The organism is Rhizobium sp. AP16 (assembly GCF_000281735.1).
Classification (GTDB): Bacteria; Pseudomonadota; Alphaproteobacteria; order Rhizobiales; family Rhizobiaceae; genus Rhizobium; species Rhizobium rhizogenes.
The window spans coordinates 116,348-132,726 of record NZ_AJVM01000075.1 but is presented as its reverse complement, the minus strand read 5'-3'; the positions used below and the strand labels follow the sequence as shown (position 1 = coordinate 132,726).

The window sequence follows — 16,379 nt, the reverse complement described above, 5'->3', positions numbered from 1 at the left end:
GGCACTGTAATTCAAATCTGATTCCGCTTTTCGACAGCTGCGACCGCCATTCCGGCGATCGCAATCAGGCGCGAAACCCTCGAATGGAAAGGGCGTTGCCGCGGATCACTCCGCCGCCACGCTCATCCGGTTCCGCTCCATGTCCTCAAGGGCGCGGCGGTATTCAACCGGCATGACCTTGCGGAATTTCGGACGGTAATCGGTCCAATGATCGATGATTTCCTTTGCACGCGTCGAACCGGTGTAGTGGAAATGGTTCGAAATGAGCTGGTAGAGCCGCTCCTCATCGTGACGCGTCATGTCGTCGGAGACGTCGACGCGTCCCTTGTGCATGAGGTCGCCACCGTGATGGTGCAGCTTCTCCAGCAATTCGTCCTCTTCCGGAACCGGCTCCAGCTCGACCATCGCCATGTTGCAGCGGCGGGCGAAATCGCCCTTCTCGTCGAGCACATAGGCAACACCGCCCGACATGCCGGCTGCGAAGTTGCGGCCGGTTTCGCCGAGCACGACGACGACACCGCCGGTCATGTATTCGCAGCCATGGTCGCCCACACCTTCGACAACGGCGATGGCGCCGGAGTTGCGCACCGCGAAACGCTCGCCGGCAACGCCACGGAAGTAGCACTCGCCCTCGGTCGCGCCGTAAAGCACGGTGTTGCCGACGATGATCGAATGTTCGGCCAGGATCTTCGAGTTCTCCGGCGGACGGATGATGATGCGGCCGCCCGAAAGCCCCTTGCCGACATAGTCGTTGCCGTCACCGATGAGGTTGAAGGTGACGCCCCGCGCCAGGAACGCGCCGAACGACTGTCCGGCGGTGCCCCTCAGCGTAACGCTGATCGTATCGTCCTTCAAACCACGGGCACCGTAACGCTTGGCGACTGCGCCCGAGAGCATCGCGCCAGCCGAACGGTCGACGTTCTTGATGTCCACTTCGAACGCAACAGGCGTCTTGCTGGCAAGCGCCGGCTCGGCCTGCTCGATCAGCTTGCGGTCGAGAATGTCGTCGATCGGGTGCTTCTGCAGGGACGTCCAATAGGTCGCTTCCTTCGGCGCATCGACCTTGTGGAAGATGCGGCTGAAGTCGAGCCCCTTGGCCTTCCAATGGGCGAGCATGTCGTCCTTCTCCAGCAGCTCCGAAGCGCCGATGACATCGTCCAGCCTGGTAAAGCCAAGCGAGGCGAGGATTTCGCGCACTTCCTGAGCGACGAAGAAGAAGTAGTTGATGACGTGCTCGGGCGTGCCCTTGAAGCGCTTGCGCAGAACCGGATCCTGCGTCGCGACACCCACCGGACAGGTATTGAGGTGGCACTTGCGCATCATGATGCAGCCGGCCGCGATCAGCGGTGCGGTGGCAAAGCCGAACTCGTCCGCGCCGAGCAGCGCGCCGATGATGACGTCACGACCGGTCTTCAAACCGCCGTCCACCTGCAGGGCGATGCGCGAGCGCAGCCCGTTCAACACCAACGTCTGCTGTGTCTCAGCAAGGCCGATCTCCCAAGGCGAACCGGCATGCTTCAGCGAGGTGAGCGGCGAGGCGCCCGTGCCGCCGTCGAAGCCGGCGACGGTGATGTGGTCGGCGCGCGCCTTGGCAACGCCGGCGGCAACCGTGCCGACGCCGACTTCCGAGACGAGCTTGACCGAGACATCGGCGGTCGGGTTGACGTTCTTCAGGTCGAAGATCAGCTGCGCCAGATCTTCGATCGAGTAGATGTCGTGGTGCGGCGGCGGCGAGATCAGGCCGACGCCCGGCGTCGAATGCCGGGTCTTGGCGACGGTCGCGTCGACCTTGTGGCCGGGCAACTGTCCGCCCTCGCCGGGCTTGGCACCCTGCGCTACCTTGATCTGCAGCACGTCGGCATTGACCAGATATTCGGTGGTGACGCCGAAGCGGCCAGACGCAATCTGCTTGATCGCCGAGCGTTCCGGGTTCGGCGAACCGTCGAAGAGCGGCATGTAGCGATCGGACTCTTCGCCACCTTCGCCGGTGTTCGACTTGCCGCCGATCCGGTTCATGGCGATCGCCAGCGTCGTATGCGCCTCGCGGCTGATCGAGCCGAAGGACATGGCGCCCGTCGAGAAGCGCTTGACGATGTCGACAGCAGGCTCGACGTCATCGACCGAAATCGGCTTGCGGCCGAGCGCTTCCGCGCTCTTGATCTTGAACAGGCCACGGATGGTGTTCATCCGCAGTGCCGAGTCATTGACCATGTCCGCGAACTCGCGATAGCGATCCTCGGCATTGCCGCGCACGGCATGCTGAAGAGCGGCCACCGCATCCGGCGTCCAGGCGTGGCTTTCGCCGCGCATACGGTAGGCATATTCGCCGCCGATCTCGAGCGTGCTCGCCAGGATCGGGTCGGCACCGAAGGCCGACTTGTGGCGGGCGACGGTTTCCTCGGCAATGGTCTCAAGGCCGATGCCTTCGATCATGGTCGCCGTGCCGAAGAAATACTTGTCGACCAGTTCTTCCTGCAGGCCGATCGCGTCGAAGATCTGCGCGCCGCAATAGGACTGATAGGTCGAAATGCCCATCTTCGACATGACCTTGAGGATGCCTTTGCCGACCGCCTTGATATAGCGATAGACGACTTCCGTGGCGTCGACTTCCTTCGGGAACTCGCCGCGCTGATGCATGTCGAGCAGCGTATCGAAGGCGAGATAGGGGTTGATCGCCTCGGCGCCATAGCCGGCAAGCAGGCAGAAATGATGCACTTCGCGCGGCTCGCCGGTTTCGACGACGATGCCGACCGAGGTGCGCAGCCCCTTGCGGATCAGGTGATGGTGCACGGCAGCCGTCGCCAGCAGCGCCGGGATCGCGATACGGTCCGGTCCGATCTGGCGGTCGGAAAGCACGATGATGTTGTAGCCGCCGCGAACGGCTGCTTCCGCGCGCTCGCAGAGACGGTCGAGCATTTCTGGCATGCCTTCGGCGCCACGTTCGACATCATAGGTGAAGTCGAGCGTCTTGGTGTCGAAGCGGTCTTCCGTGTGGCCGATCGAGCGGATCTTTTCCAGATCGCCATTGGTCAGGATCGGCTGGCGCACTTCCAAGCGCTTGGCGTTGGCCATGCCGGTATGGTCGAGCAGGTTCGGGCGCGGGCCGATGAAGGAGACAAGGCTCATCACCAGTTCTTCGCGGATCGGGTCGATCGGCGGGTTGGTCACCTGCGCGAAGTTCTGCTTGAAATAGGTGTAAAGCAGCTTCGGCTTGTCGGACATGGCCGAGATCGGCGTATCCGTGCCCATGGAGCCGATGGCCTCCTGCCCCGTCGTCGCCATCGGCGACATCAGGAGCTTGGTGTCCTCCAGCGTATAGCCGAAGGCCTGCTGGCGATCGAGCAGCGACACGTCGCGGCGCAGCGCGCGCGGCTCCACCGGCTTCAGGTCTTCCAGGATCAACTGCGTGCGCTTGAGCCAGCTCTGATAGGGATGCTTGCTGGCAAGCTCGGACTTCACCTCGTCATCGGAGATGATACGGCCCTTTTCCATGTCGATCAGCAGCATCTTGCCCGGCTGCAGGCGCCACTTCTGGATGATCTTCTCTTCGTCGACCGGCAGAACGCCGGCTTCCGACGCCATGATGATACGATCATCATTGGTGACGAGGTAGCGGGCCGGACGCAGACCGTTACGGTCGAGCGTCGCGCCGATCTGCTTGCCGTCGGTGAAGGCGACCGCAGCCGGGCCGTCCCACGGCTCCATCAAAGCAGCGTGATATTCGTAGAACGCCTTGCGCTCGGCCGCCATCAGCTGGTTGCCGGCCCAGGCTTCAGGAATGAGCATCATCATGGCATGCGCCATGGAGTAGCCGCCGCGCACGAGGAACTCGAGCGCGTTGTCGAAACAGGCGGTGTCCGACTGTCCTTCGTAGGAGATCGGCCAGAGCTTGGAGATATCGTCGCCGAACAGCGGCGAAGATACCGACGCCTGACGCGCCGCCATCCAGTTGACGTTGCCGCGCAGCGTGTTGATTTCACCGTTATGGGCGACCATGCGGTACGGATGCGCCAGCTTCCACGACGGGAAGGTGTTGGTCGAGAAGCGCTGGTGCACAAGGGCAACCGCCGTCTCGAAACGCGGATCGGCCAGGTCCTTATAATAGGCACCCACCTGATAGGCGAGGAACATGCCCTTGTAGACAATGGTCGAGCTCGACAGCGACACGGGATAGAAGCTGCTCTCTTCGCCTTCATATTCCGCATAGATGCGGTTGGAGATCACCTTGCGCAGGGTGAACAGACGGCGCTCGAATTCCTCGTTCGTGCCGGCATCGCGGCCGGCGCCGATGAAGACCTGCACATGATGCGGCTCGGTGGCGGCGATATCAGGCGCCTTCGACAGCGAGGAATTGTCGACCGGCACATCGCGGAAGCCGATCAGGACCTGACCTTCCTCGGTAACCACCTGCTTGATGGCAGTCTTGAAATGCTCGATCAGTGCCTCGTCGCGCGGCAGGAAGAAATGGCCAACGCCATACTCGCCCGCCTTCGGCAGGGTGATGCCCTGCAAGGCCATTTCCTCGCGGAAGAAACGGTCCGGAATCTGCACGAGAATACCCGCACCATCGCCCATCAGCGGATCTGAGCCGACGGCGCCGCGATGCGTCAGGTTTTCGAGAATGAACAGGCCGTCGCGCACGATCTGGTGCGACTTCTGGCCCTTCATATGCGCGACAAAGCCGACGCCGCAGGCATCATGTTCATTGCGCGGATCGTAAAGGCCTTGCTTCCGTGGGATGCCGGCGGCGCGTTTCGACGTTTTGGCCGCAGCGACAGCATTGGCTGCAGCGATCTGGTCAAAAGTCATGGACGGCGTCCTGTTCGTCATCGTCTTCCCTCCGGTAAGGCCCGCGACGCGGGCGATCCTTCGTCCCGCGTCGCCCCGTTCCCCGGTCCGACGCGCGACAGCGCTGTTGCATTATGAAGATCCGGTCGCAAACCTGGCCCACGGTGGAGCCTGTCGTCAGCGTTCCGCGCCTTGCTATTCCACCGCCGCTCCGCCCCGTCGCCTCGAAGGCTTAAAAGGGCGTGCTCCCGGTAACTATAGCTCGAAATCCCGACATCGTCAGGACCCCTGGCGCATCTTCGGCCTCGGTGGCCAAAATAGGACAGCAACCCTGTCCTAATTCACCAGCTCTATGACAGAAAGCTTCTGCCTTCGCAAGAGCAAAACGGCAAAATTTCGTCAACGCGCGACGGAAGATTGCCGATGTTGCAAATTTCAAGCAAGAAAGTTTCGCTGCAGCGCATCATTTTGTTTGTTGATTGCTTAGATCAATTTCTGTGATGAGTCCTTCAGCACTGCACTCTTGATAGCCCGCACCATTGGATTAATGTCCGGCAGACCTTAACTACCTTTCCCGCAAACCTGTAGTCTCAGTTGGTGCTATCAATGTTTTTTGCTTCCGATAATTGGGCTGGTGCCCATTCCAAGATCGCCGAACGTCTGCTCGCCGAATCCGGCGGCTTCGCCTCGGCCTATGGCACCAGCGATCTCGACCAGAAGGTCGAAGCCAAGTTCGCCGAGATTTTCGAGCGCGAAGTCTCCGTCTTCTTTGTCGCGACCGGCACCGCCGCCAACTCGCTATCGCTCGCCAGTGTCCAGAAGCCGGGCGGGATCAGCTTCTGCCATACTGAGGCGCATGTCGCCGAAGATGAATGCGGCGCGCCGGATTTCTTCAGCGGCGCGAGACTCGCGACCGTTGACGGTCCCGGCGGCAAGATCGACCCGAAGGCGCTCGCCACCAAGGTCGCGCGCTTCCCGCAGGACGCCATCCATCACGGCCGCGCTGCTGCCGTGACCATCACCCAGGCGACGGAAATCGGCACGGTCTATTCGCTCGCCGAGATCGATGCCATCGCCGCCATCAGCAAAACGAACGGATTGCCGCTGCACATGGATGGCGCCCGCTTCGCCAATGCGCTGGTCGCGCTCGACGCCAGCCCGGCGGAGATGACCTGGAAACGCGGCGTCGACATCCTCTCCTTCGGCGGCACCAAAAACGGCTGCTGGTGCGCCGAGGCGATCGTCTTCTTCAATCCGGAGCAGGCAAAGGAGATGCATTTCATCCGCAAGCGTGCCGCTCAGCTTTTCTCCAAATCGCGCTTCATCGCCGCCCAGTTCGACGGCTATTTCCAGGACGGCCTCTGGCTCGACCTTGCCCGCCATTCAAACCGCATGGCCGACCGCCTGCGCGCCGGCATAGAGCAGGCGCGTGGCGCGCGCCTCGCATGGCCGACCGCATCGAACGAAGTCTTCGCCATCATCTCGAAATCGGCCGCCAAGACCGCCGAAGACAAGGGCGCGAAGTTCTATGAATGGCCGATCCCGGAATCGCAGCCGGATCTGGTGAACGAGAATGAGGCCCTGATCCGCCTCGTCACCAGCTTTGCCACGACCGAGGACGATGTCGCCGGCTTCCTTGGCTGCCTTGCTTGACGATTGAATAAAAAAGAGCGTCGAACTGGCTTTCGGCCAGCCGGCGCTCAGTCTGGCGACAAAAGCCTAGTTCTGATTCCGATGCGTGAACATCGTGAAGTTCGATGCGCCGTCATAAGGAGGCGCACGATGAGCGATCATCGTCATTGCCATTACGCAGGCTACAAGTCCGGAAATGAAGATGGCACCATAGATCATCGGGGCTGATATCCTCGATTCAGCTCATTCACTGCACAACACGATAGCAGCGAAAGCTGACTCCAACCTGAACCGCGTGCACTTCTGAATCGAGACACGCGAAAAGGGAAATGACAGCCGGCGAAGGAAACTTAACAGATCCTTTACGCCTATTCACATGATCCGAAACGGCTTTACATCGACCGCAATCCCCTCACTTTCGCCAGGATATCCTCCGACAAGGCGCTGACCAGCAGCTGATCGGCACCCTTGCGCGGCACCAGCACGAACTCGACATCCTCCAGCGCCGGCAGCCAGCCCGGCGCAATTTCCGACAATCCCGCCGGCGCCATGCTGCGCGGCTGGACGAGGACGCCCATGCCGGCGCGGGCCGCCGCCGTCAATCCGCTGAGGCTGCCACAGGTGCAGACGATGCGCCAAGGCACCTGCTGGCGGCGCAGCGCTTCCAGCGCCACGGCGCGCGTAACGCTCGGCGCTGGAAAGGCGATCAGCGGCACCGGCCCAGCAAGCGCGCGGATACGAGCGGGATCGCGCGCCAGCCAGACCAGAGGCTCGCGATAGACCAGCCTTCCCCTGACATCGCCGAGACGGCGCTTGGCGAGCACGAGATCGAGATCGCCATTATCCTGCATCTCATAAAGTGTACCGCTGAGCGCAACTGTCAGTTCGAAATCGACCGAGGGATGCGAGCGGACGAAATCCTCCAGCACATCCGGCAACTGGCTGGTGACGAAATCCTCTGAAACGCCGAGCCGCAGACTGCCACGCAGGCTGTTGCCGGCAAAAAGCTGCTGCACCTCGCCTTCGATCGACAACATCTGCCGAGCATGGCCGAGTAGCGCCTCGCCGTCGCCCGTCAACACCACCCGATGCGTGTCACGCGCGAGCAGCCTGCGCCCAAGCGTGGCTTCCAGCCGCTGGATGTGCTGGCTCACCGTGGACTGACCCAGCCCAAGCCGCTCGGCAGCCAGCGTGAAGCTGCCCATCTGCTCGACGGCGACGAAGCTGCGCAATTGCGTGAGATCGAGCATCGCTTTCATCCTGATTTACGATAACTGTTATTCCTTGCATCGTGGATCGCAATAGGTCTATCTGCAAGGACATTCTTACGGCTTGTAATTGCGATTGGGGTTGGCACGATGCGCCGCTTTCTTCCAGACACCTTCACCATGCTGCTCGTCCTGACGGTCCTGACGGCATCCTTCTTTCCTGTTCAGGGAGCGAGCGCTCACTATTTCAGTATCGCCACGAACTTCGCGATCGGCCTGCTGTTCTTCCTGCACGGCGCGCGCCTGTCACGCGATGTCGTCATCGCCGGCATGCTGCATTGGCGGCTGCATCTGGTCATCCTGCTGACGACCTTCGGCATCTTCCCATTGCTGGTGCTCGGCATCGGCCAGGTCGTACCGAACAGCATTCTGCCGGTGTCGCTCTATACCGGCTTGCTGTTCCTGAGCGTCCTGCCCTCGACCGTGCAGTCGTCCATCGCCTTCACCTCGATCGCCGGCGGCAACGTTCCGGCTGCCATCTGCTCTGCGTCTGCCTCGAACATCTTCGGCATGTTCCTGACGCCGCTGCTCGTCGGCGTGCTATTTTCGGTCGGCGGCCAGGGCGGCGGCTTTTCCTGGGACGTGCTATGGCAGATCATGCTGCAGCTGCTCGCCCCCTTCATCGCAGGACAGCTGCTGCAGCCGTGGATCGGTGACTGGATCCGCTCGAAGAAGAAGATCCTGATGCCGGTCGACCGCGGCTCGATCCTGATGGTCGTGTATTCGGCCTTCAGCGAGGCCGTCGTCGAAGGACTGTGGCACACCTTCTCGGTGCTCGACATCGCCACCGTCATCGTTGCCAACATGGTGCTGCTGGCAATGGTGCTCTGCATCACCATGTTCGGCAGCCGCGCGCTCGGCTTTTCCAAGGCCGACGAGATCACCATCACCTTCTGCGGCTCAAAGAAGTCGCTGGCAAGCGGCGTGCCGATGGCCAACGTCATCTTCGCCGGCCAGGGTATCGGCGCCATCGTCCTGCCGCTGATGCTGTTCCATCAGATCCAGCTGATGACCTGCGCCTTCCTCGCCCAGAAATATGCCGATGCGGCCAGGAGGCGGGAGACGGCCAAGGCGGAAACCGAGGCCAATGGAGCCACGAACGCAGCCTAGCCACATTCCCGATAGTACCAAAGACAAAGGCGGCGCCCCATCGGAGCGCCGCCTTATTTTTTGATCTTGGGAGGATCTGTCCTCAGCCTGTCGGCTGACGACGGTTAGCTAATATGAGCTTCGATCGCCTTCGGGGTATCGACCGGCTCGGCGGCGATGGAGATGCGGCGGGGCTTCATGGCTTCCGGAATGTTGCGCAACAGATCGATGTGCAGCAGACCATTCTTCAGCGAAGCCGCCTGGACCTCAACGTGATCGGCGAGCTGGAAACGGCGCTCGAAGGCGCGCTTGGCGATGCCGCGATAGAGATATTCGCTGGCTTCCGCCGGCTCTTCGCTCTTTTCACCCTTGACCTGCAGAACATGGGCATGAGCCTCGATGCTCAGTTCCTTTTCGTCAAACCCGGCAACGGCCATGGTGATGCGATAGGTGTTCTCGCCGGTGCGCTCGATATTGTAGGGCGGATAGGTCTGACCCTGATCCGGCTGCGCAAGGCTGTCGAGCATGGTGAAGAGACGGTCGAAACCGACGGTGGAACGGTAAAGGGGAGTAAAGTCTACGTGACGCATGGTGTCCTCCTGTGAGCGACGATTGCGATTTACGATTTGCCCCGCGACCCCGCTCTGGGCGGCCTCGGGACGGTTTTGCAGGCCCGTTTGGCACCCGCAGAATGGAGATGGTGATCGCATTTCAGGAGTTCAAGGCCCCGATGGCTGGCCTCGGATTTCGGCGAAAAGCCGCGTGAACCGCAGATGAACACCCGGTTCGGCGCCCGTTCAGGCTGGCGGGACTATCAATATAACCGTCGGATGCATCAATTACATCCGATGACTGAAGCATATCGTCCCTTCTTCTTCAGTCCTTACTCGGCCGGCTCAGCGGATCTCTCTATCTCCGCAAGCCGGCCTTTTTTATGCTTTGGCGGCCTACCGCAAAAGCTTCAGGGAACCGGTCAGCGATTTCACCCATTTCGAAGGACCAGCCAATCCCAATCCATCGATCACTTCCTCGGACAGATCCCGGCCCGGAAACGTCGCCTCATAGTCCGTGTAATCATGCAGCGAGCGTGCAAAGGCCGGAAAGGGGACGATTGCCCGCTCGTTCGGTTGCGGCAGGGCCTTCAGCATCAGCGCCCGGATCGTATCCGCGTCGGCCTGCAGGATCGGAACCGGCAGGTTGGAGCTGATATCGATGGCGCGATCGTCGCGATCGGCAAGCTGGCAAGCCGCAAGACCAGGAAACCTGGCACCGAGACCAATGGCGATCGCGCCCGCCGTGTTGGCGATCAGGCCAATTGGCAGTTCCGGATTGATGACGATGGCAAGACGAATATCGGGGAGCATGAGAACCTGCAGCAGATGATGAAACTGCCGCGGAGAATATATCTCACCATGGGAATTATCCTGCCTTTCATTGCTTGAAAATTTTCAGTTATGGTAGATCTTACCCAATTTAACTCCCAATAAGGTGAAATATGCCCTTTCCGCTTGAACCCGTCGATACACGCATCCTCGGCGCCCTCCAGAACGATGGCCGCCTGACGAATCAGGCGCTCTCCGCCGAGGTCGGGCTTTCGACCTCGCCCTGTTGGCGGCGGGTTCGGCAATTGGAGGAGAGCGGCGTCATTCAGAGCTATACGGCGGTTCTGGATCGGCGACAGATCGGCCTTGGGGTTCTCGCCTTCATCCGGGTCAAGATCGACAGCCACAGTGAGGCGGAAGCGGAGGAATTCTCGCAGGACGTCCTGAAACTGAGCGAGGTCGTCGCCTGCTACAGCATCGCCGGAGACGCCGATTTCCTGCTGCAGGTCGTGGCCGCGGATCTCGACAGTTACGCCGATTTCGCCATGCGGGTAGTGCGCCGCCTGCCGCGCATCAAGGAGATGCAGACAACATTCGTTCTGAAGGAGATCAAGCCTTTCAAGGGTTTTCCGTTGGATGTCGGACAGCAATAAGGGCCCAGGGCGTGGAATGCTGGGCACCGCACGGAGGTGGTCGCTCGTCATGCCGAGAAAAGCAAAAATCATTGCAGTTCCCCCAAAGTCTTGCGCTACCTCATGATCACCTTAACCGGCGTAATCTTCCGCGATTCCAAGGAATGTCAGAAACGATTGAAATCTGATTGAAAAGTCAGCCATAAATTGCTTAATTCGCTGGTCAACACTTGGCCGCCGTACATGTCCCACAAGCCCTTTACGTTTGGACCGAAGACATCCTATTCTGGGAGAGTGGCTGCCCAGTCGGGGTATTGAATGTCGGCGCTCCCTTTCTCGAAGATTTCCGCATCGCTGAACGCGCTGCTCGCCGCAGTCGGTCTGTTGACAGTGGCTGCGCTGACGACGCCTGATATAGCCGGATCAACCAGGTTCATCTTGGAAGTGCTGCTCGCCAGCGTCTGGGCCGCCTATGTTCTGCAATTGATCGAGACGCTGTTCATGCAGCGGACGAGAGAGGCTCGCGGCAAGGTGCTGGAAACCACCGTCGACGTGCTTGCGGTTTTGGTCCCCGTGGCCGCATTGCTTTTCGTCCGCGGCCGCGACCAAAGCCTCTATTGTGCTATCTGGCTTTTGAAGCCGCTGCGCGGCTCGACCTTCTTCCGGCTGCTGGGCAGGGTGCTGACCAAAGAGGCGCGCAACCTGATCGGCGTCACCTCGATTTTCGGCATCGTTCTGTTCGGCGCGGCACTGGCAGCCTATATCATCGAGCGCAACGTCCAGCCTGACAAATTCGGCAGCATCCCCCTAGCGATGTGGTGGGCGGTGGTTACGCTATCCACCACCGGCTATGGCGACGAGATTCCGCAAAGTTTCGCCGGTCGCGTCCCTGCCGGCTTGGTCATGATGAGCGGAATCGGCATCTTTGCGCTGTGGGCCGGTATCCTCGCTACAGGCTTCTACGAAGAAGTCCGCCGCCAGGACTTCGTGCGCAATTGGCAACTGGTTGCAGCAGTACCACTGTTTGAGAAGCTCGGTTCGGGCGCGCTCATCGAGATTGTGCGAGCGCTGAGACCTCGTGTCGTGCCGGCCGGCGCCATAATCTGCCGCAAGGGCGAGACGGGCGATCAGATGTTCTTCATCGTCGAGGGTCGCGTCACCGTCGCCACCCCGAACCCTGTAGAGCTCGGCTCCGGCAGCTTCTTCGGCGAGATGGCGCTGATCAGCGGCGACCCCCGCTCAGCGACCGTCAGCGCTTCGACTGAAGTCTCGCTGCTGTCGCTCTATTCCTCGGATTTCCAGATGCTGTCCAGCAGCAGCCCGGAAATCGCCGACATCATCCGCAAGACCGCACTCGAACGCCGCGGCGCGACACCAAAGGCCTGATGAGGACGATGTTTTGAGAAGGCCCTTTTGAAGGCGTCTTAGGTACCAGCGTTGCCATCGGAGAGGCCGATGGAGAATATATCGGCACCGGATATTCGACTGCAGAACCGACAATAAACCTGTTGCAATTCCCCCCACCTGCGCTATCCCCTTAAGACGAACCACCCCGCTAGCGAGGCGCGACATCGTCATGGATTCGATCCTCTATTCCACGCCAGACAATCCGGTGCCGGACAACCGCATCGAGGGGTTCTTCGAAAGCTTCGACGGGCGCAAGCTGCGCTATGCCGTCTTCCGCAGCGAGCAGCCTGTCGCCAAGGGAACCGTGGTGCTGCTGCAGGGCCGCAACGAGTTCATCGAGAAATATCTGGAGACAATCCGCGATCTCACCGCCAAGGGGCTGTGGGTCGCAACCTTCGATCTGCGTAGCCAGGGTGGATCCGAGCGGCTGCTGAGGGATCCGAGGCGCGGGCATGTCCACCGTTTTTCCGATTACGAACGCGATCTCACCGCCTTCCTCGACGAGATCGTACTGCCGGACACGCGCCTGCCCTTCTTCCTGCTCGCGCATTCGACCGGCGCACTGATCGCGCTGTCGGCGGCACCCCGGCTGGCGAGCCGGATCGAGCGCATGGTGCTGCTCGCACCCTTCGTCGGCCTCATGGGCCAGGGAGCTTCGCCCGGTCTCGTGCGCGCCATCTCAGGCGCAGCCAGCGCCATCGGTCTTGGCCGGATTCAATTCAGCAAGAAAAATCTGGAAAGACCGTTCTCCGAAAACCCGCTGACCGGCGACGAGCGGCGCTACCAGCGTAACACGGGAATCGCCGCTACCTATCCGCAGCTCGTGCTCGGGCCGCCGACGGCGCGCTGGCTGTCGGAAGCTTTTCGTGCCATCGACCATGTCACCAGACCCGAACATCTGTTCTCGATCAGCATTCCGACGGTACTGATCGCACCGACCCGCGATGGCATCGTGCCCTATGCCGATCAGGAGCGGCTGGCGCGCTACTTCCGCGCGGCGCAACTCGTGCCCATTTACGGATCCAAGCATGAAATCCTGCAGGAGCGCGATATCTACCGAAACGCGGCGCTAGCGGCCATCAATGCTTTCATTCCCGGCAGCGATGCCGAAGCGAATGCCGAGGCAATGGACGTCGGAAGCTAGCGCAATCCCAGGAAAAGTGTACTGCAGGTTGCCGTCCGGAATTGCCTAAAAACAAGAGTTAGCGCGACAGGATGGCTCGCGCCTGATCATAGACTGCGCGGCTGCCGGCGGCGATGATGGAGCCGCCCATTTCCGGCCGGCCGCCGTCCCAGGTGGTGATGATGCCACCTGCCTGCTCGATGACGGGGATAATGCCGCCGACATCATAGGGTTTTAGCGAATTTTCGATGACGAGGTCGATATGGCCCGCGGCAAGCAGAGCATAGGCGTAGCAATCCGTGCCGTAGCGGAAGAGCCGTACCTGGCTCTCGATCTCGCGATACTTCACCATCTCCTCGCCGACAAAGAGATGCGGTGAAGTCGTGAAGAGAATGGCCTTCGACAGGCTGCCGCAATCGCGCACCCGCAGGCGCCTTTCGCCATCCGGACCGGAATAGGTCGAGCCGCTGCCATCCGCGAAATAACGCTCGCCGGTAAACGGCTGGTCGATCATGCCCATGATGGCACGGCCGTTTTTCTGCAGGCCGATTAGCGTTCCCCAAACAGGCACGCCCGAGATGAAGGCTCGCGTACCGTCGATCGGGTCGATCACCCAGACATGCTCGCGGTCGAGCCCGACATTGCCGTGCTCCTCGCCCAGAATGCCGTGATCGGGAAATTCCGCCTCGATCAGCGTCCGGATTGCCGCCTCGGCGGCCCGATCACCCTCGGTCACCGGATCGAAGCCTTGGGCTTCCTTGTTGACCACATCGATGCCGGCGCGAAAGCGCGGCAGGGTTTCGGCCTTGGCCGCTTCGGCCAGACGATAGAAGAACGCGCGATCAGGAAGCATGGTCGATCCGGATAAATGACGGGGCGGGCGAAGTCATAACGCATAAAGATCGGGAAGCAAACCGAATGCCGATGCAAGAGGCGGAATGCTCGCAGATCAAGCAGAAATTCCTAAATTGCCTAAATATTTTGCACTGCAATATTCTGCTTGACATTTGTGCAATGCGGTAGCATCATCCCCCTACAGTCTTCTGACTGTAAATACCCTCCTTGGGTGTTTCCTCCCTAGACTTAGCCGCGCCACAAGCGCGGTTCTTTTTTTGTCGAAGAGAGTCGCTGCGCCTGCGGGAAGAGGCCAGATACTGGCACCCGGCAACAGCAAATATACTCGGACATCGCCGTAGTCAGGCGATTCGACAGATTCTGTTAGTTCTGGAAAATCCGAGATAGCCCCTCATCCGAGGCATCGACATTTCGCTACGCCCTACTCCGCCGCCAGCGCCGGGTCGCCTGCGTAGGATTCCACATGTTCGGCGATGCGCTTCATGAACAGGGTGATGGCGGCAGCAACCTGATCGAAATCGGCACGCTTCTCCAGCGTCGCCTCATCGACATAGAGCGAGCGATTGACCTCAATCTGGAGGGCATGCAGCCCGCGGGAGGGGCGGCCGTAGTGCTCGGTGATAAAACCGCCGGCATAGGGCTTGTTGCGCACCGCGTTGAAGCCCATCTCCTCGAGGATCTGCATGGCGGCACGCGACAGCTCCGCGGAGGCGCTGGTGCCATAACGGTCGCCAAGAATGAAATCGGGCCGCATGTTGCTGCCGGCGATGCGGATATTGCCCGGCATCGAATGGCAATCGACCAGCACGCCGAAGCCGAACTGGACATGAGTGCGGGCGATCAGCCGACGCAGCGTCGCGTGATAGGGCTTGTAGATCGTGTCGATACGCCTGAGCGCCTCCTCGACGGGCACGCGCCGGGCATAGATTTCCATATTTTCGGCGACGATTCGCGGGATCGTGCCAAGACCACCGGCGACCCGCAGCGAATTGACATTGGCATAAGGCGGCAACGCGCCATCGAACATGCGCGGATCGAGTTCATAGGGCTCGCGATTGACGTCGATATAGGCACGCGGAAAATTGGCGAGCAGCAGCGGCGCGCCAAGATCGCTCGCCGCCGAAAACAACTCGTCGACATAATGATCTTCCGAGCGGCGGATGGCGATGCCCTGCAGGCGAGACTGAGCGATGAAATCGGGCGGGTAGATGCGACCGCTATGGGGCGAACTATAGACAAAGGGAATTGTCTGGGAGACGGGCTCCAATACCTCGAAAATCTCGAAATTACGCATCTCTGCGGACATCAACATTTTTACCGTGTCTACAACCTGTCGCAATATACATGTTGCCAGTTGCATGCCCGCAAGTCCATACTAACTTTAGTGAAATGGCCTTAATCCAACGCCATAAAAGCGTCGGACCCTGGGGCCCCGATTTCATGTCCGCGCGAGACGGACTCCGGTTGCAACCGCGCGGTAGCGAACGCGGATGATTATATCCCGTCCGACCATTCACGGCTTGTTTACGGCCACCGGCTACCTTACACGCTGGACAAGTCCAACAAGACAACAGTTGATTAGCGAAACAGATGATGACCCAGAAGATACTTCTTGCCGAAGATGACAACGACATGCGTCGCTTCCTTGTGAAGGCACTGGAAAAGGCCGGCTACAAGGTCTTGTCCTTTGACAACGGAGCAAGCGCCTATGACCGGCTGCGCGAAGAGCCCTTTTCGCTGCTCCTGACCGATATCGTCATGCCGGAAATGGATGGCATCGAGCTGGCGCGCCGCGCCACCGAGCTCGATCCAGACCTGAAAGTGATGTTCATCACCGGTTTTGCCGCCGTCGCGCTGAACCCTGATTCGAAGGCGCCGAAGGATGCGAAGGTGCTTTCCAAGCCGTTCCACCTGCGCGAACTCGTCGACGAAGTGAACAAACTCCTTGCCGCATAAGGCTTGCGGCGCACAGCGTCATAAAATTGAAAAAAGCCTATTGACGGCTCCCAAGGTTTTATGATCTATGCGCCGCCATCGGATGGGCGTGTAGCTCAGCGGGAGAGCACTACGTTGACATCGTAGGGGTCACAGGTTCAATCCCTGTCACGCCCACCATCCTAATTCGCTGAAAAGCAAGGGCTTTCGGGAAACCGAGAGCCCTTTTTTCATATTGGTCCTGCATGCCGGACCAATGCTTCCTCCAGGCGAAAAGCACCCTTTCCAAAGTGTGGAAAAGGCACTTCCGAATGCAACAGGAAACGGT

At 60.3% G+C, this 16,379-nt stretch carries 12 protein-coding genes and 1 tRNA gene; 7 read left to right on the top strand and 6 right to left on the bottom strand.

From position 1 onward, the window contains the following. Positions 1–105: 105 nt before the first annotated feature. A complete protein-coding gene (gene gltB / locus PMI03_RS26430; protein ID WP_007701046.1) occupies positions 106–4,830 on the bottom strand; it encodes a glutamate synthase large subunit in 4,725 nt (1,574 codons plus the stop codon). A gap of 564 nt (positions 4,831–5,394) precedes the next feature. Between gltB and PMI03_RS26425 the strand changes: the two genes are divergently transcribed. Continuing rightward, on the top strand, positions 5,395–6,441 hold the full coding sequence (locus PMI03_RS26425; protein WP_007701042.1) for a low specificity L-threonine aldolase: 1,047 nt from the start codon (positions 5,395–5,397) through the stop codon (positions 6,439–6,441). A gap of 371 nt (positions 6,442–6,812) precedes the next feature. Here PMI03_RS26425 and PMI03_RS26420 read toward each other — a convergent pair whose 3' ends face one another. Then, positions 6,813–7,670, bottom strand: a complete 858-nt coding sequence (locus PMI03_RS26420; RefSeq protein WP_007701039.1) for a LysR family transcriptional regulator — start codon at positions 7,668–7,670, stop codon at positions 6,813–6,815. A 108-nt stretch (positions 7,671–7,778) separates the two neighbouring features. On the opposite strand from PMI03_RS26420, the gene PMI03_RS26415 reads away from it, so the two are divergent. Continuing rightward, the gene (locus PMI03_RS26415; RefSeq protein ID WP_007701035.1) at positions 7,779–8,798 is read left to right on the top strand and encodes a bile acid:sodium symporter family protein; all 1,020 of its coding nucleotides are present in this window, start codon (positions 7,779–7,781) and stop codon (positions 8,796–8,798) included. Positions 8,799–8,902: 104 nt separating this feature from the next. On the opposite strand, the gene PMI03_RS26410 is transcribed toward PMI03_RS26415, so the two are convergent. Together PMI03_RS26410 and PMI03_RS26405 are read right to left on the bottom strand one after the other, a co-directional pair. Continuing rightward, positions 8,903–9,367 (bottom strand): Hsp20 family protein, encoded by a 465-nt coding sequence (locus PMI03_RS26410; protein ID WP_007701033.1) that lies wholly within the window; start codon positions 9,365–9,367, stop codon positions 8,903–8,905. 357 nt (positions 9,368–9,724) lie between these two features. Next, complete coding sequence (locus PMI03_RS26405) at positions 9,725–10,141, bottom strand: DUF2000 domain-containing protein (RefSeq protein WP_007701030.1); 417 nt, start codon at positions 10,139–10,141, stop codon at positions 9,725–9,727. A gap of 131 nt (positions 10,142–10,272) precedes the next feature. On the opposite strand from PMI03_RS26405, the gene PMI03_RS26400 reads away from it, so the two are divergent. The 3 genes from PMI03_RS26400 (at position 10,273) to PMI03_RS26390 (ending at position 13,282) form a co-directional block, all read left to right on the top strand. Next, complete coding sequence (locus tag PMI03_RS26400; RefSeq protein ID WP_007701027.1) at positions 10,273–10,752, top strand: Lrp/AsnC family transcriptional regulator; 480 nt, start codon at positions 10,273–10,275, stop codon at positions 10,750–10,752. 297 nt (positions 10,753–11,049) lie between these two features. After that, positions 11,050–12,117, top strand: a complete 1,068-nt coding sequence (locus PMI03_RS26395) for a cyclic nucleotide-gated ion channel (protein WP_007701024.1) — start codon at positions 11,050–11,052, stop codon at positions 12,115–12,117. A 190-nt stretch (positions 12,118–12,307) separates the two neighbouring features. Then, complete coding sequence (locus tag PMI03_RS26390) at positions 12,308–13,282, top strand: alpha/beta fold hydrolase (RefSeq protein ID WP_007701021.1); 975 nt, start codon at positions 12,308–12,310, stop codon at positions 13,280–13,282. 58 nt (positions 13,283–13,340) lie between these two features. Here PMI03_RS26390 and hisN read toward each other — a convergent pair whose 3' ends face one another. Continuing rightward, a complete protein-coding gene (hisN, locus tag PMI03_RS26385; protein WP_007701019.1) occupies positions 13,341–14,114 on the bottom strand; it encodes a histidinol-phosphatase in 774 nt (257 codons plus the stop codon). A gap of 423 nt (positions 14,115–14,537) precedes the next feature. Further along, positions 14,538–15,422, bottom strand: coding sequence for an N-formylglutamate amidohydrolase (locus PMI03_RS26380; RefSeq protein WP_039974751.1), 885 nt, complete (start codon positions 15,420–15,422; stop codon positions 14,538–14,540). Positions 15,423–15,709: 287 nt separating this feature from the next. Between PMI03_RS26380 and cpdR1 the strand changes: the two genes are divergently transcribed. Together cpdR1 and PMI03_RS26370 are read left to right on the top strand one after the other, a co-directional pair. After that, entirely contained in the window at positions 15,710–16,072 is a 363-nt protein-coding gene (cpdR1, locus tag PMI03_RS26375) for a response regulator CpdR1 (RefSeq protein WP_004117561.1), read from the top strand. An 84-nt stretch (positions 16,073–16,156) separates the two neighbouring features. After that, positions 16,157–16,231, top strand: a tRNA-Val gene (locus PMI03_RS26370). The last annotated feature ends 148 nt before the right edge of the window (positions 16,232–16,379 follow it).

What these genes read in the sequence shown, in the direction of transcription:
- hisN (WP_007701019.1), bottom strand. Translation starts at nt 14,114, where the DNA reads ATGCTTCCTGATCGCGCGTTCTTCTATCGTCTGGCCGAAGCGGCCAAG.
- PMI03_RS26395 (WP_007701024.1), top strand. Translation starts at nt 11,050, where the DNA reads ATGTCGGCGCTCCCTTTCTCGAAGATTTCCGCATCGCTGAACGCGCTG.
- PMI03_RS26380 (WP_039974751.1), bottom strand. Translation starts at nt 15,422, where the DNA reads ATGTCCGCAGAGATGCGTAATTTCGAGATTTTCGAGGTATTGGAGCCC.
- PMI03_RS26420 (WP_007701039.1), bottom strand. Translation starts at nt 7,670, where the DNA reads ATGCTCGATCTCACGCAATTGCGCAGCTTCGTCGCCGTCGAGCAGATG.
- gltB (WP_007701046.1), bottom strand. Translation starts at nt 4,830, where the DNA reads ATGACGAACAGGACGCCGTCCATGACTTTTGACCAGATCGCTGCAGCC.
- PMI03_RS26400 (WP_007701027.1), top strand. Translation starts at nt 10,273, where the DNA reads ATGCCCTTTCCGCTTGAACCCGTCGATACACGCATCCTCGGCGCCCTC.
- PMI03_RS26390 (WP_007701021.1), top strand. Translation starts at nt 12,308, where the DNA reads ATGGATTCGATCCTCTATTCCACGCCAGACAATCCGGTGCCGGACAAC.
- PMI03_RS26405 (WP_007701030.1), bottom strand. Translation starts at nt 10,141, where the DNA reads ATGCTCCCCGATATTCGTCTTGCCATCGTCATCAATCCGGAACTGCCA.
- PMI03_RS26415 (WP_007701035.1), top strand. Translation starts at nt 7,779, where the DNA reads ATGCGCCGCTTTCTTCCAGACACCTTCACCATGCTGCTCGTCCTGACG.
- PMI03_RS26410 (WP_007701033.1), bottom strand. Translation starts at nt 9,367, where the DNA reads ATGCGTCACGTAGACTTTACTCCCCTTTACCGTTCCACCGTCGGTTTC.
- cpdR1 (WP_004117561.1), top strand. Translation starts at nt 15,710, where the DNA reads ATGACCCAGAAGATACTTCTTGCCGAAGATGACAACGACATGCGTCGC.
- PMI03_RS26425 (WP_007701042.1), top strand. Translation starts at nt 5,395, where the DNA reads ATGTTTTTTGCTTCCGATAATTGGGCTGGTGCCCATTCCAAGATCGCC.